Annotated in this window: 12 protein-coding genes; 9 read left to right on the top strand and 3 right to left on the bottom strand. The window is 66.9% G+C overall.

From position 1 onward, the window contains the following. Nucleotides 1–141 precede the first annotated feature (141 nt). On the bottom strand, nucleotides 142–777 hold the full coding sequence (locus tag NG701_RS04740) for a response regulator (protein ID WP_252564964.1): 636 nt from the start codon (nucleotides 775–777) through the stop codon (nucleotides 142–144). Next, complete coding sequence (locus NG701_RS04735; protein WP_252564982.1) at nucleotides 770–2,500, bottom strand: sensor histidine kinase; 1,731 nt, start codon at nucleotides 2,498–2,500, stop codon at nucleotides 770–772. The genes NG701_RS04740 and NG701_RS04735 overlap by 8 nt, the downstream gene beginning before the upstream one ends. A 239-nt stretch (nucleotides 2,501–2,739) precedes the next feature. Here NG701_RS04735 and NG701_RS04730 point away from each other — a divergent pair, with 239 nt between their 5' ends. From NG701_RS04730 to NG701_RS04710, 5 genes are all read left to right on the top strand, one after another. After that, nucleotides 2,740–4,227: a CitMHS family transporter gene (locus NG701_RS04730; RefSeq protein ID WP_252564962.1), complete on the top strand. Its 1,488-nt coding sequence runs from the start codon at nucleotides 2,740–2,742 to the stop codon at nucleotides 4,225–4,227. A gap of 145 nt (nucleotides 4,228–4,372) precedes the next feature. After that, complete coding sequence (gatC, locus tag NG701_RS04725) at nucleotides 4,373–4,669, top strand: Asp-tRNA(Asn)/Glu-tRNA(Gln) amidotransferase subunit GatC (protein WP_056348187.1); 297 nt, start codon at nucleotides 4,373–4,375, stop codon at nucleotides 4,667–4,669. Between the two features lie 2 nt (nucleotides 4,670–4,671). Continuing rightward, nucleotides 4,672–6,231, top strand: a complete 1,560-nt coding sequence (gene gatA, locus NG701_RS04720) for an Asp-tRNA(Asn)/Glu-tRNA(Gln) amidotransferase subunit GatA (protein ID WP_104061071.1) — start codon at nucleotides 4,672–4,674, stop codon at nucleotides 6,229–6,231. After that, nucleotides 6,231–7,745: an Asp-tRNA(Asn)/Glu-tRNA(Gln) amidotransferase subunit GatB gene (gene gatB / locus NG701_RS04715; protein ID WP_252564960.1), complete on the top strand. Its 1,515-nt coding sequence runs from the start codon at nucleotides 6,231–6,233 to the stop codon at nucleotides 7,743–7,745. Before gatA ends, gatB begins: the two co-directional genes overlap by 1 nt. A gap of 209 nt (nucleotides 7,746–7,954) precedes the next feature. Further along, nucleotides 7,955–8,569: a hypothetical protein gene (locus tag NG701_RS04710; RefSeq protein WP_252564958.1), complete on the top strand. Its 615-nt coding sequence runs from the start codon at nucleotides 7,955–7,957 to the stop codon at nucleotides 8,567–8,569. 57 nt (nucleotides 8,570–8,626) lie between these two features. Here the strand turns inward: NG701_RS04710 and NG701_RS04705 are convergent, their stop codons facing one another. After that, nucleotides 8,627–9,538 (bottom strand): LysR family transcriptional regulator, encoded by a 912-nt coding sequence (locus NG701_RS04705; RefSeq protein ID WP_252564956.1) that lies wholly within the window; start codon nucleotides 9,536–9,538, stop codon nucleotides 8,627–8,629. 135 nt (nucleotides 9,539–9,673) lie between these two features. On the opposite strand from NG701_RS04705, the gene tdh reads away from it, so the two are divergent. From tdh to hutI, 4 genes are all read left to right on the top strand, one after another. Next, nucleotides 9,674–10,720, top strand: coding sequence for an L-threonine 3-dehydrogenase (gene tdh / locus NG701_RS04700; RefSeq protein WP_252564954.1), 1,047 nt, complete (start codon nucleotides 9,674–9,676; stop codon nucleotides 10,718–10,720). Between the two features lie 8 nt (nucleotides 10,721–10,728). Further along, nucleotides 10,729–11,925: a glycine C-acetyltransferase gene (locus NG701_RS04695; RefSeq protein ID WP_252564952.1), complete on the top strand. Its 1,197-nt coding sequence runs from the start codon at nucleotides 10,729–10,731 to the stop codon at nucleotides 11,923–11,925. 93 nt (nucleotides 11,926–12,018) lie between these two features. Continuing rightward, nucleotides 12,019–13,140 (top strand): NAD(P)/FAD-dependent oxidoreductase, encoded by a 1,122-nt coding sequence (locus NG701_RS04690; protein ID WP_252564951.1) that lies wholly within the window; start codon nucleotides 12,019–12,021, stop codon nucleotides 13,138–13,140. A gap of 12 nt (nucleotides 13,141–13,152) precedes the next feature. Further along, a complete protein-coding gene (gene hutI / locus NG701_RS04685) occupies nucleotides 13,153–14,364 on the top strand; it encodes an imidazolonepropionase (RefSeq protein ID WP_252564949.1) in 1,212 nt (403 codons plus the stop codon). Nucleotides 14,365–14,418 lie beyond the last annotated feature (54 nt).

Genomic DNA, 14,418 nt, shown 5'->3' with positions numbered 1-14,418 from the left:
GGTGACAACACCCCCCGGATCATTGATGACTGGGGGACTTAATCATGCCGAGACCGACAGGCCAACAACCCCAATTCTTACTCGTTAAGGGGCTACTAAAAAGGTAACGAGGGACTACTGGCCAGGGAGGCTGTAGCGGTGTTACGGGCGTCCGGTGGTTCCGTAGCGCAGTTGGAGGCCGACGGCGCCGTCGTCGGCCAGCGAGGACAGGTACCTTTGCGCCGTGGCCCGGGAAACCCCCACGCGGGCGGCCACTTCCACCGCCGAATACTGCTCGCCGGCGACCAGCGATTCCAACACCGCGGCCTCGGTGGCGGAGCGGGATTTGGCCGCTGGTCCCACGTCCCCGGGGATCAATGCCCGTTTGGCCCGCTCCACGGAGCCCTGGTCCAGGGCCCCGGGCTGGCCCAGCAGCCTGCGGTACCGGGCATACGAACGTAGCTGCTGCGAGAGCGACTCGGCGGTAAAGGGCTTCAACAGGTACCCGAGGACGCCGCGGCGGAACGCTTTCCGCAGCGACTCGGCGTCCGATGCGGCACTGAGGATCATGGTGTCCACGTCCAACTGCTGCAGCAGGTCGAGACCTGAGGCGTCCGGGAGGTAGACATCCAGCAGCACCAGGTCCGGGCGGAGGCTGTGGATCGCCTGCAGCGCCAGGGATGCCGACCCCACTGGCGCCAGCGCCAGGAATCCCGCCACCGAATCCACATACGTTGCGTGCAGCTTGGCCACGTGGAAATCGTCGTCCACAATCAGCACCCTGAAATCCTCAGGCATCATTGTCCTTTCCAGCTAAATCCTGGGTCCCCGCAGGTGTCCCGGCGGTGGTCCCGGCCGTTGTGCGTGGCAGGGAAGCCATAAACACGGCACCGGGTCCGCCCTGTGTCCCCGGCTCCAGTAAGCGGACGTCTCCGCCGCGGCGCCGGGCCAGCTTCCGGGCCAGGGCCAGGCCCAGCCCCTGCCCGCCACTCCGTCCACCAGCAGCCGCCGGAGCCGCCAATACTGGGCCAGCCGCCGTCGTAAATCCCTCGGCGAAGACCGCTTCCGCATTCGTCCCGGCGGCCAGCCCGTCGCCGGAATCGGCGACGACGATGTGCAGCGTCCCGGCGTCGTCGTGCGGTTCATCCAGCACCTCCAGCTCCACCCAGCGATCCGGGGAGGAGCCAGCGACGGCGGCGTTCACCGCGTTGTCGACCAGGTTGCCCAGTACGGTGGTCACGTCCTGCGGCTCGGTGACCTGGCCGCGGACAAGGGTTTCGGGGCCGATCCGCAGAGTCACGCCGCGCTCGTCGGCCTCCACACCCTTGGCACCCACAAACGCCTGCAAGTACGGGTCCTGCAACAGTTCGGCCTGGTCCACGGGGAACTTCAGCGGCCCCGTGGCGGCCAGCCCGGCCAGGTACTCGCGGGCCTGTTGGTGCTGCTCGATGCTCATGAGGCCGGCGATGGTGTGCAGCTGGTTGGCGAATTCGTGGCGCTGGGCGCGCAGGGCCGTGGACATGGTGCCCACCGCGTCGAGTTGCCGGGTGAGCTGCTGGAGTTCGGTGCGGTCCCGGAGCATCACCACCCAGCCAAGGTCCTCGCTTCGATGCAGGGCCTTGCGCGCGCTGGCCACCAGGACACTGCCACCGGCTACCAGCTCGATGGCGTCCGCCTCCGCAGCGTCCGGCCGGGTCAACGCCCTGAGCTGCTCGGGCAGCGGAGCGTCGGCCCACGGCGTCCCGGAAAGGTCCGGCTGCTCCAAAAGGCGCTGCGCCGCTGCGTTGAACACGCTGATCCTGCCGTCGGCCGAAACACCGATGACGCCGTCGTCCACGCCCTGCAAAACGGCAACCTGGTCATGGACCAGCATGCTGATTTCCTCAGGCTCCAGGCCCAGCGTCAGGCGCTGGAGCCTGCGCCGCAGCAGGAACGAGGCCAGCACACCCGCCAACAGGGAACCGCCTGCGGTGAGGGCGATCGGGACGATATCGCGCGCCAGACTTTGGCCCAGCGTTTCCATTGAGTAGCCAACACTGACAATTCCCACCACGGTTGTGGAGGACCCGGGGGCGTAGATGGGCACCTTGGCACCTGCTGACGGGCCGAGGGTCCCGGTGTTCCGCGTGGTCTCTTCCTGACCGGAAAGCGCCACCGAGGGATCGGTGCTCACGTGCTCGCCGAGACGGGCAAGGTCCGGATGGGCCAGGCGGAGGCCCGTCTCGTCCGTGATCGCCACAAAGAAGGCGCCGGTGCCGAGGCGGGCGGCCTCTGCGGCGGCCTGCACGGGCCCGGCGGCCAATACGGGAGCCGGCGGCGTGCCCTCATCCTTGCTGATGGCCTCGACGGCGGAGCGGATGTGCGGATCCGAGGCCACGGTCCGGGCCAGGGTCAAAGCCTGGTTCTCGGCCTCGTCGCCGATCCGCCCGGACACCAGCCAGGCGTGGACGGCGCCGCTGAGCAGCACCACGAGCAGCACGACACCCAACTGCAGGAGCAGTGTCTGGGTGGAGAAGCGCATGGCGAGCCGTGGCACCGGGCTCCGCCCGCCGTCGCACGCGCCGGTATGTACGGGGCAGCCGGGGCGCTGGAAATCAAAGTTCTTCTCCCCATCTTAGGCACTGAGCACAATGCGCAAAATGCTCCGAATAAGCAGTATGCCAATCAATTGAGCCAAAGGCACTGCCGTGACGCCCGCCACCCTAATGTCTGTAGCACGCGTCACACTGCGGTGGCGTTGTTCACCCGAAGGAGCCGGCCGTGCTGGTATTACTTGGATTCGCAATGATCGCGGTATTCATGGTGCTGATCATGACGAAGAAGTTGACGCCAGTACTGGCGCTGATCATCGTCCCCACCGTTTTTGGCCTCTTCGCAGGTGCCGGACTGGGCATCGGGGACATGGTCCTGGAGTCCATGAAGTCCATGACGTCCACGGCGGCCCTCCTGATGTTCGCCATCGTCTACTTCGGCCTGATGATCGACGTGGGGCTGTTCGACCCGCTGGTGAAGTTCATCCTCCGCAAGCTCGGCAATGACCCCGCCAAGGTGGTGCTCGGCACGGCCATCCTGGCGGCCGCGGTCTCCCTGGACGGCAACGGCTCCACTACCTTCATCCTCACCACCGCCGCCATGCTGCCCGTCAACCTGCGCCTGAAGATGAGCCCGGTTGTCCTCACCTGCGTGGCCGGCCTGGCAAACGGCACCATGAACATCCTGCCGTGGGGCGGTCCCACTGCCCGCGCCGCCACCGCGCTGCACCTCGACGTCAATGACGTCTTCGTCCCGATGATCCCGTCCCTCATCGCCGGCCTTGTAGTCGTGTTCGGCTTCGCCTGGCTGCTGGGCCTGCAGGAACGCAACCGCCTCCGCGCCACCGCACCGGAAATCTGGGGTGTCCCGGACACCGCTGAAAAGTTCGACGGCGGCGCTTCCGACGGCGGCACCGCCGCTGCCTCCGCCGGTACCGGCCGCAGTGGGTCACGTTCCCCCGGAACCGGAAGTCCCGCCGTCGGCGGCTACACTCCGGAAGGTCCTTCAGTTGCTGTCCTGGAACGCACCGAAACCCTGGTGGAAGAAAAGGACGGCGGGCTGGCCGACACGGCCCTGGACCCGAACCGCAGGACGTTGCGCCCCAAGCTGTTCTGGTTCAACTTCGGACTGACGGTCGCCGTGATGGTGATGCTCGTGGCCGACCTCGTCCCGCTGCCGTTTGTCTTTATGGTCGGCTCCGCCATCGCACTGGTAGTGAACTTCCCCAACGTGAAGGAACAGGGCGCCCAGCTGGTGGCCCACGCACCGTCCATCGTGGCCGTGGTGAGCATGGTGATGGCCGCGGCTGTCCTCACCGGCGTCCTGACCGGCACCGGAATGGTGGAAGCCATGTCCGCGTGGCTGGTCCAGATCATCCCGTCCAGCATGGGCCCGTTCATGGCAGTCATCACCGGCGTGCTCAGCATCCCCATGACCTTCTTTATGAGCAACGACGCCTTCTACTTCGGTGTCCTGCCGGTGCTCAGCGAGACCGCCGCACACTACGGAATCAGCGCCGCGGAGATGGCGCGTGCCTCCATCACCGGACAGCCGTTCCACCTGCAGAGCCCGCTGGTTCCGGCCATCCTGCTGCTGGTTTCGCTGGCCAAGGTGGACCTCGGCGACCACCACAAAAAGGTCCTGTGGCGGACCGCGGTGGTTTCCCTCGTCATGCTGGGTGTGGGAATGCTGACGGGAGCCATCGGGATCGGTTAGTCTGTAGCTGCCTGTGGCCGGTCCCCGTGACCGGGACCACGGCACCGAGGTGCCCGTCTGACGCCCGCTGGGGGTCGTCAGACGGGCACTGACGTTTCCCCACTAGACTGGTTCGGAAAACAATCCGAACCTGCAGGGGAGATCCATGGCTGCGATCAACCGTGACGATGTTGCGCACCTCGCGCAGCTCGCTCACATCGAGATGAGTGCTGAAGAGCTGGACAGGATGGCCGGCGAACTCGCCGTCATCGTTGATTCAGTGAAGTCCGTGAGTGAAGCCGCCGGTGATGACGTCCCGGCAACCTCCCACCCGATCCCGCTGACCAACGTGTTCCGCGAGGACGTTGTGGGCCACACCTTCACCGCGGAGCAGGCACTCTCGGGAGCTCCGGATTCCGATGAGAACCGTTTCAAGGTCCCGGCAATCCTGGATGAGGCATAACCATGACTGACACCAACGAACTCATCCGCCTCTCGGCCGCGCAGCTGGCCGCCAAGCTGGCCGCCCGCGAGGTCACCTCCGTCGAGGTCACCCAGGCTTACCTCGACCGCATCGCAGCTGTCGACGGCGGCGAACGCGGCGTGAACGCGTTCCTGCACGTGAACACCGAAGAAGCGCTCGCCGTCGCCGCCGAGGTGGACGCCATCCGCGCCGCCGGTGGTGCCGCGGCCGAGGAACTCCACGTCCTCGCCGGCGTGCCGATCGCCGTCAAGGACCTCATCGTCACCATCGGCCAGCCCACCACGGCAGGCTCCAAGATCCTCGAGGGCTGGCACAGCCCCTACGACGCCACGGTGGTCAAGCGCCTCCGTGCCGCCAAAATGCCCATCCTGGGCAAAACCAACCTGGACGAATTCGCCATGGGGTCCTCCACCGAGCACTCCGCCTACGGCCCCACCCGCAACCCGTGGGACCTGGACCGGATCCCCGGCGGTTCCGGCGGCGGCTCGGCCGCGGCCGTTGCTGCTTTTGAGGCCCCGCTGGCCCTCGGCACGGACACCGGCGGATCCATCCGCCAGCCCGGCGCCGTCACCGGCACCGTGGGAGTCAAACCCACCTACGGCGGTGTTTCCCGCTACGGTGCCATCGCCATGGCTTCGTCGCTGGACCAGATCGGCCCGGTTTCCCGCACCGTCCTGGACTCGGCGCTGCTGCACCAGGTCATCGGCGGGCATGATCCCTTTGACTCCACGTCCCTGCCCGACCCCCTGGCAGACCTCGTCGCTGCCGCCCGCGTGGGCAACGTCGAAGGCATGCGGATCGGCATCATCAAGGAACTCCACGGCGAGGGCTACCAGGCCGGCGTCGAAAACCGCTTCAACGAATCCCTGGAACTGCTCAAGCAGGCCGGTGCGGAAATCGTCGAGGTCTCCTGCCCCAACTTCCAGTACGCCCTCGGCGCCTACTACCTGATCATGCCGTCGGAGGCCTCCTCCAACCTGGCAAAGTTCGACGGCGTCCGGTATGGCCTGCGCGTCCTGCCCGAGGACGGACCCATGACCATCGAACGCGTGATGGGGGCCACCCGCGCCGCCGGCTTCGGCGCCGAGGTCAAGCGCCGCATCATCCTGGGCACCTATGCCCTGAGCGCCGGCTACTACGACGCGTACTACGGTTCGGCCCAGAAGGTCCGCACCCTGGTCCAGCGCGACTTCGAGGCCGCGTTCGCGCAGGCCGACGTCCTGATCTCTCCCACGGCGCCCACCACGGCGTTCAAGCTCGGGGAGAAACTGAATGATCCGCTGGCGATGTACCTCAACGACGTCGCCACCATCCCCGCCAACCTGGCCGGCGTGCCCGGACTGACACTGCCCGGCGGCCTGGCTGACGAGGACGGCCTTCCCGTCGGCATCCAGCTGCTGGCTCCGGCCCGCGAGGACGCCCGGCTCTACCGGGTGGGTGCTGTCCTGGAATCCCTCCTGGAGGCACAATGGGGCGGCCCGCTCCTCGACCAGGCGCCGCCGTTGGTTGAAACCCTTGTTGACGCCAAGGAGGCAAAATAATGAGCACGGACGCAACCCTGAGCTTCGAAGAGGCCATGGAGAAATACGATCCCGTCCTGGGTTTTGAGGTCCACGTGGAACTCAACACCAAGTCCAAGATGTTCTCCTCCGCGCCCAACGTCTTCGGCGACGAGCCGAACACCAACGTCAACGAGGTGGACCTGGGCATGCCCGGCGTGCTGCCGGTCGTGAACAGGGTCGCGATCGAGTCCTCGATCAAGATCGGCCTTGCCCTGAACTGCAAGATCGCTGAATCCTGCACGTTCGCCCGGAAGCAGTACTTCTATCCGGACACTCCCAAAAACTTCCAGACGTCACAGTACGAGGACCCCATCGCGTACGACGGCTACCTGGACATCGAACTGTCGGACGGGACCATCTTCCGCGTGGAGATCGAGCGCGCCCACATGGAAGAGGACGCCGGAAAGCTGACGCACATGGGCGGGGCCGCCGGCCGCATCCAGGGTGCCGACTTCTCGCTGGTGGACTACAACCGCTCCGGCGTACCGCTCGTGGAGATCGTCACCAAGCCCATCGAGGGTGCGGGTTCCCGCGCCCCCGAGCTGGCCAAGGCCTACGTGGCCGCCGTCCGGGAGATCGTCAAGAACCTCGGTGTGTCAGACGCGAAGATGGAACGCGGCAACGTGCGCTGCGACGCGAACGTTTCGCTGCGCCCGCACGGCCGCGAACGCTTCGGCATCCGCTCCGAAACGAAGAACGTCAACTCGCTGCGCGCCGTCGAACACGCCGTCCGCTACGAGATCCAGCGGCACGCAGCCGTCCTGGATGCCGGCAACCCGATCATCCAGGAAACCCGCCACTGGCACGAGGACACGCGCACCACCACCTCGGGCCGGCCCAAGTCGGACGCCGATGACTACCGCTACTTCCCGGAGCCCGACCTGGTTCCGATCGTTGCGTCCCGCGAATGGGTGGAGGAACTCCGCGCCACACTGCCCGAGCCGCCGGCGGCCCGCCGCAAGCGCCTGCAAGCAGACTGGGGCTACTCGGACCTGGAATTCCGCGACGTCGTCAACGCCGGCGTTATGGATGAGATCGAGGAAACCATCGCCGCAGGAGCTTCCGCCTCTGTCGCCCGTAAGTGGTGGATGGGCGAGATCGTTGGCCGTGCCAAGAACGCCGACGTCGATCCCGGCCAGCTGGGCGTCCAGCCCGCCACCATCGTGGAGCTGAACCGGATGGTCGAGGACGGCAAGATCAACAACAAGATGGCCACCGCGGTCCTGGACGGCGTGCTCGCCGGTGAAGGCACCCCGGCGGAGATCGTGGAGAAGCGCGGCCTCGCCGTCGTTTCCGACGACGGACCCCTCCTGGAAGCCATCGACGCCGCGCTCGCCGCGCAGCCCGACGTCGCGGACAAGATCCGCGCCGGCAAACTCCAGGCGATCGGCGCGATCGTCGGCGGCGTTATGAAGGCCACCCGCGGGCAGGCCGACGCCGGCCGCGTCAAGGAGCTGATCCTCGCGAAGCTTGGAGTGAGGGCTGAGCCGTAGGCGACGCCAGGTGCTAAGCCACCTGTTTTAACCCAACTGGGTCGCAGTTAACGTCGTTATGAGCGCTCATGACGACGTCTACTGCGACCCAGTTTGGCTTTAAGTACTCACTTCCCGCCCGCAAAGTACGCGTGTTCAGCGGGGCCTGCCGGTTCTAGACTAAAGTTCCAGGGCGCCGGAGCCCTGCCGGTGCCGTGGGAGGAATGGCCATGTCGGTCCAAGAACCGTTGAGTTTCCGCAAGGCTTTGCTGGCCGGCGTCATTGCTCTGGCCCTGACCGGCACGGGTGTGGCCATCGCCTGGTCCGCCACAGACGCGCCGTCGCCGTCGCCGTCGGCCTCTGCGCCGGGGAAATCGGACAAGGCTAAGGGCCAGGAGAAGCCGGCCAAGGCCCAGCGCCCGCAGCACCTGCACAGTGAAAGTGTGGTGAAGAAGGCCGACGGGACATTCGAAACCTTGCTGACCCAGCAGGGCACCGTGGAGGCCGTCAGCGAAACGTCGCTCACCGTCAAGAGCGAGGACGGTTTCACCCAGACCTACGGCGTCAACGCGGAGACCAGGATCATCAAGTTCCCTGCCCCGGCCGCGGACGGTTCGCCGGCAACGGGCGACGACGGCAAACGGCTGAAGCGGTCAGAGGTCACCATCGCGGAAATCGCCACGGGTGAGGCCGTCAGGGTCTCCGGCGTGAAGAACGGTGACAATGCCACCGCCCGGCAGATCGTCGAAGGCACGGGTCCGGGCCACGGAAAAGGCCTGGGCAAGGGGCGCGGTCACGGGTTGGGCAAGGGCCTCGGCCACGCCAAGCGGCTTGCCCCCAAGTAAGTAGCGCCAACTGTCGTTATGAGCCCTGAAAACGACAGTTAGTGCTACTCAGTTGGGTTAGCCCTGTTCCACCAGCCCGGTCATGATCGCCTGCAGCGCCTCGCACACAATCATCACAGAGCGGCGCTTCAGGTTCTCCGGCCGGGCCAGGATGTCGATCCGCCGCCGGGTGCTGATGCCCTCCAGCGGCCGCAGCACAATGCCCGGGTTGAGCACGGGCCGCGCCGTATGCCGCGGCAGCAGGCCCACCACACCGCCCGCCGCCACCAGCGCGGCCACGGTGGAGTAGTCGTTGATCCGGTGGACGATGTTCAGTTCCTTGCTGGAGACGGCCGCAACGGCGGACAAGACGTCGGCGGGGGAGTATCCGGTGTGGCTGGTCACCCACGGTTCGCCCACGACGTCGGCCGCGGTGACGGTGTCCTGGTCCGCCAGGGGATGTCCGGCCGGCAAGGCAACATCCAGCGGTTCGTGCGCCAGCGGAATGACCGCCACACGCTCCTCCGGCCAGCGCGGGCTGTGGTCCATCCGGTGCGCCAGCACCAGGTCGTACCGCGCCGTCAGGGCCGGGAAGTCCTGCTGCGCCACGTCCTCGTCGGAAAGCTGGATCCGCGGCTGGTCGGGCGCGTCCAGCATCCGCGCGAGCGGCGCGAACAGCGCCTGGCCCGCGCTGTGGAAACCGCTGATGGTCACGGGGCCAACGGGCGAGCCGTGATAGGCGCCGATCGCCGTCCGGGCATCCGCCATGGCACTGACGACGGCGGCACCTGCGTCGGCGAGCACCTGGCCGGCCTCGGTCAGCACCAGGTTGCGGCCCTCTTTCCTGGTCAGCGGAACGTCAACGTTGCGCTGCAGCAGCGCCAGCTGCTGGGACACTGCGGACGGCGTGACCATCAGCGTCTCCGCCACCGCCTTCACGCTGCCCAGGGCCCCCAGTTCGCGGAGGATTTCCAGCTGATGAATTTCCATCCATCCAGTCTATGCATAAGCGAATGCTTCATCGTCGATTGAGAGAATTCTGCTTGTGCTAATGCTTCGAAGTGGCTCTAATGAAGGGAGACCACACCCGCAGGCCGCGGGTTACTGCCAACAGTCAGGAAGCCAATGAAGGCACTCTACAAGTCCGGTGCACACGCCGGGTTCGAGCTGGTTGACCGGCCCGAGCCCGAGGCCGGCCCCAACGACGTCAAGATCCGGGTCATGACCACCGGGATCTGCGGCACCGACCTGCACATCCAGTCCTGGGATGCGTGGGCGCAGGGCATGATCCAGGCGCCGCTCATCGCCGGCCATGAGTTCTACGGTGAAGTAGTGGAAATCGGCCACGGCGTCCGCGACGTCAAAGTGGGGGACCGGGTATCCGGCGAGGGCCACGTGGTCTGCGGGATCTGCCGGAACTGCCGCGCGGGCCGCCGCCAGATGTGCATCCACACCGTCAGCGTCGGCGTCCAGCGGGACGGCGCCTTCGCCGAGTACGTGGTCATCCCTGAGACCAACGTCTGGGTCCACCACGACCCCTCCATCACCCCGGAACTCGGCGCGATTTTCGATCCGTTCGGCAACGCCGTGCACACCGCCCTCAGCTTCCCGCTGGTGGGCGAGGACGTGCTGATCACCGGGGCAGGCCCCATCGGGCTGATGGCCATCGCGGTGGCCCGCCACGCCGGTGCGCGCAAGATCGCCATCACCGATGTCTCCAAGCCCCGGCTCGACCTGGCACGCCAGCTGGGCGTCGACTTGGCCATCGACGTCTCCACCACGCGGGTCAAGGACGCCCAGCGTGAACTCGGCATGCGGGAGGGCTTCGACATCGGGATGGAAATGTCCGGCCACCCCACCGCCCTGCCTGAGATGATCAACAACATGAACCACGGCGGCCGCATTGCCATGCTCGGCCTGCCCAGCCAGGACATCACCATCGACTGGGGCAAAGTGGTCACGCACATGCTGACCCTGAAGGGCATCTACGGCCGGGAAATGTATGAGACCTGGTACGCCATGAGCGCCATGCTCTCCTCCAACCCCGTGCTGCACGCCGGCATCTCAGCGGTGGTGACGGACAAGCTGCCCGCCGCAGAATGGGAAAAGGGCTTCGCTACCGCCCGCGCCGGCGTCGGCGGAAAAGTTGTCCTCGACTGGACCGAACTCTAAGGAGCACCATGTACACCTCCATCAAGGACCAGCTGCAGACTGAGCTGGACGACATCCGCACTGCCGGGCTCTTCAAAACCGAACGCAGCATCAACTCCCCGCAGTCCAGCCACATCACGGCAGGGCAGATCGGCCAGCCCGGCGCCACCGTCCTGAACTTCTGCGCCAACAACTACCTGGGCCTCGCGGACCACCCGGACATCATCGCCGCGGCCAAAGAGGCCATGGACTCACGAGGCTTCGGCATGGCCAGCGTCCGCTTCATCTGCGGCACCCAGGATCTTCACCTGGAACTCGAAGCCAGGGTCTCCAGGTTCCTCGGGACCGAGGACACCATCCTGTTCTCCAGCTGCTTCGATGCCAACGGCGGTGTCTTCGAATCCCTCTTCGGCCCCGAGGACGCCATCATCTCCGATGCCCTCAACCATGCCTCCATCATCGACGGCATCCGGCTCTGCAAGGCCCAGCGGTTCCGCTACGCCAACCAGGACATGGCGGACCTCGAGGCCAAGCTAATTGAGGCGAAGGATGCGCGGCGCAAGATCATCGTCACCGACGGCGTGTTCTCCATGGACGGCTACCTGGCACCGCTGGAGGCCATCTGCGACCTCGCCGAGAAGCACGACGCCCTGGTGATGGTGGACGATTCCCACGCCGTCGGCTTTATGGGTGCCACCGGTGCCGGAACCCCCGAGCACGCAGGCGTGTCCCAGCGCGTGGACATCTACACCGGAACGTTTGGCAAGGCCCTGGGCGGCGCGTCCGGCGGCTATGTGTCCGGCCGCAGTGAAGTGGTGGCCATGCTCCGCCAGAAAGCGCGCCCGTACCTGTTCTCCAATTCCCTGGCCCCTGCGATCGTCGCCGCCACCATCAAGGCGCTTGACCTGGTGGAGAATTCCGGTGACCTGCGGACCCGGCTCTTCGAGAACGCCCGGCTGTTCCGCCGCCGGATGACCGAAGAAGGTTTTGAACTCCTCGACGGCGAACACGCGATTGTCCCCGTGATGTTCGGGGACGCCGTAATGGCCGCCAAGGTGGCGGACCAGATGCTCCAGCACGGCGTCTTTGTCACCGCCTTCAGCTTCCCAGTGGTCCCGCGCGGCGCCGCCCGGATCCGCGTGCAGCTTTCAGCATCGCACTCAGCGGACGACGTCGAAGCGTGCGTGCGTGCGTTCGTCGCCAGCCGTGCGGCGGTAGCAGGCTAACCCAGCCGGGTTAACCCAGCCCGGCGAGCCCGCGTGCTGACGCGGCGGGCCAGACCCGGCGCGGACGCAGGGCAACTCTGCGAGGATGGAGCCATGGCAGCACACTACGACGTCCTGATTGTGGGTGGCGGCATCGCCGGCCTGTCCCTGGCGTCCGCGCTCGCGGGCAGCTGCAGCGTGGCGCTGGTCGAGGCGGAGCAGGAGCTGGGGTACCACACGTCCTCCCGTTCCGCCCGCCAGCTCATTCCCAGTTACGGCCCGGACGTGGTCCGGGAGCTCACGGTCCGGACCCTGGAACTGATCGCGGCCCGGGACGCGCAACTGCCCGAACCCGTCCTGACGCCGCGGAGCTTTATGCTCATCGGCACCGAGGAATCGGTCCGCGCCGAGGGCAGCGGCCACATGAATGCCATCACGCATGAACGGGCACTGGAACTGTGCCCTGCGCTGGTCCCCGGAGCTTTCTCCGCCGCAGGCCTGGACACCGGATCCTTCGGCTGCGACGCCCCGCTGCTGCTGGCCGACCACCGGGAGCGGGCGGAAGCCGCCGGCACCGACATCATCACCGGCGCCCGGGTGCACTCCGCCCAGCGGCTGGGCTCCGGGTGGGAAATCGGTGCCGGGCAGGAAGCCTTCCAGACCGGGGTTATGGTCAACGCCGCCGGCGCCTGGGCCGACGAACTCGCCGTTATCAGCGGTGTGGAGAAGCTTGGACTGCAGCCCTACCGGCGCACGGCGGCGATTGTCGACGTCGAACATCCACTTCCTGAGGGCAGTCCCATGGTGGCGGCAGCGGACAATACGTTCTACTTCCGCCGCGAGGGATCTGCCGTCCTGATCTCGCCGTCGGAAACGGTCCCCAGCGGACCGGAGGACGCCCGGCCGCGGCCCGGCGACGTCGAGCGGCTGATCGTGAGGCTCAACCAGCTGACCACGTTGGGAATCCGCGGAGTACGGAGCGCGTGGACGGGGCTCCGGACCGAGGCAGCCGACGGCGTCCCGGTAGCCGGTTTCGACGCCGAAGCCCCAGGGTTCTACTGGCTTGCCGGTCAGGGCGGTTACGGTTTCCAGACCTCATCGGCCATGGCGGAGCTCGCCGCCGCGCAGATCCTGGCCGGACAGGGCACCGGGCACAGGGCGGCCGCTAAGGCCCACGATCCGGCATCCCGGACAGCGGAGGCGCTGGCCGCCACGCGCTGGTCCATCCGGCGCTGAACAATGGAACCCATGAGCACCGTGATCACCAACATCGCCGAGCTGATGACCCAGGACCTGGAACACCGCGTCGTTAAGAATGCCGCAGTGGTGATCGAGGGCGAACGGATAGCCTGGCTCGGTTCCGCCGCGGATGCGCCGGCGGCCGATGACGCCGTGGACGCCGGCGGCCGGGCCGTATTGCCGGGCTGGGTGGATTCGCACACACACCTGGTCTTCGCCGGCGACCGCACAGCGGAGTTCGAGGCGCGGATGGCAGGGGAGTCGTATTCGGCCGGGGGCATCGCCGTCACCATGGACGCCACCCGGCGCGCGTCCGATTTCGACCTCACCCGGCTGGCGATGGCGCGTGTGTCGGAGGCCGTGTCGCAGGGCACCACCTACCTGGAAACCAAGACGGGCTACGGGCTGGATATTGAGCACGAGGCCCGGAGTGCCCGGATCGCCTCCACTGTCGTAGACGAAGTCACCTACCTGGGTGCCCACCTTGTCCCCGCGGGCACCGATGCGGAGGCCTACACCGATCTCGTCTGCGGGCCCATGCTTGACGCCGTCCGGCCGTACGTCCGGTGGGCGGACGTGTTCTGCGAGGAAGGCGCCTTCACGGCAGAGCAGTCCCGCCGTGTGCTGGAGGCGTGCCGGGCCGCCGGACTGGGGATCCGCGTCCATGGCAACCAGCTCGGCGAGGGTCCCGGCGTGCAGCTGGCGGTGGAACTCGGCGCAGCCAGCGTGGACCACGTGAACTACCTGTCGGCCGGTGACGTGGTGGCGCTGGCCGAAAGCTGGTCCGGCTGGAACCCGGGAACCGGTACTGGTGCCCGCGGCACCGTGGCAACCTGCCTCCCCGCGTGCGATCTCTCCACCCGGCAGCAGCTGGCCCCGGGGCGTGAACTGTTGGACGCAGGCGTGCAGGTGGCGCTGGCGTCCAATTGCAATCCGGGTACCTCATACACCAGTTCCATGGCGTTCAACGTGGCTACGGCTGTGCTGCAGATGCGCCTGAGCGTCCATGAAGCGGTGCGCGCCGCAACGTATGGGGGAGCGCTGGCGCTGCACCGGGAGGCAGGGCACGACGCCGACGGCGAACGGGCGGTGGGTTCCCTCGCCGTCGGACACCGGGCAGACCTGCACATGCTCAACGCCCCCTCGGCAACGCATCTCGCTTACCGCCCGGGCATGCCGCTCACGTACGCTGTGTGGCGGGCCGGTGTACGGGCACGCTAATCAGGGGCGCACTTTGTGATTGCGAGGTGATCATTTGTGCCTGTTATGATCAGA

The organism is Pseudarthrobacter cellobiosi (assembly GCF_023913815.1).
In the GTDB taxonomy this organism is placed as follows: domain Bacteria; phylum Actinomycetota; class Actinomycetes; order Actinomycetales; family Micrococcaceae; genus Arthrobacter; species Arthrobacter cellobiosi.
Note: the sequence above shows the minus strand (reverse complement) of the source record. Positions and strands in the feature narration are given on the sequence as shown.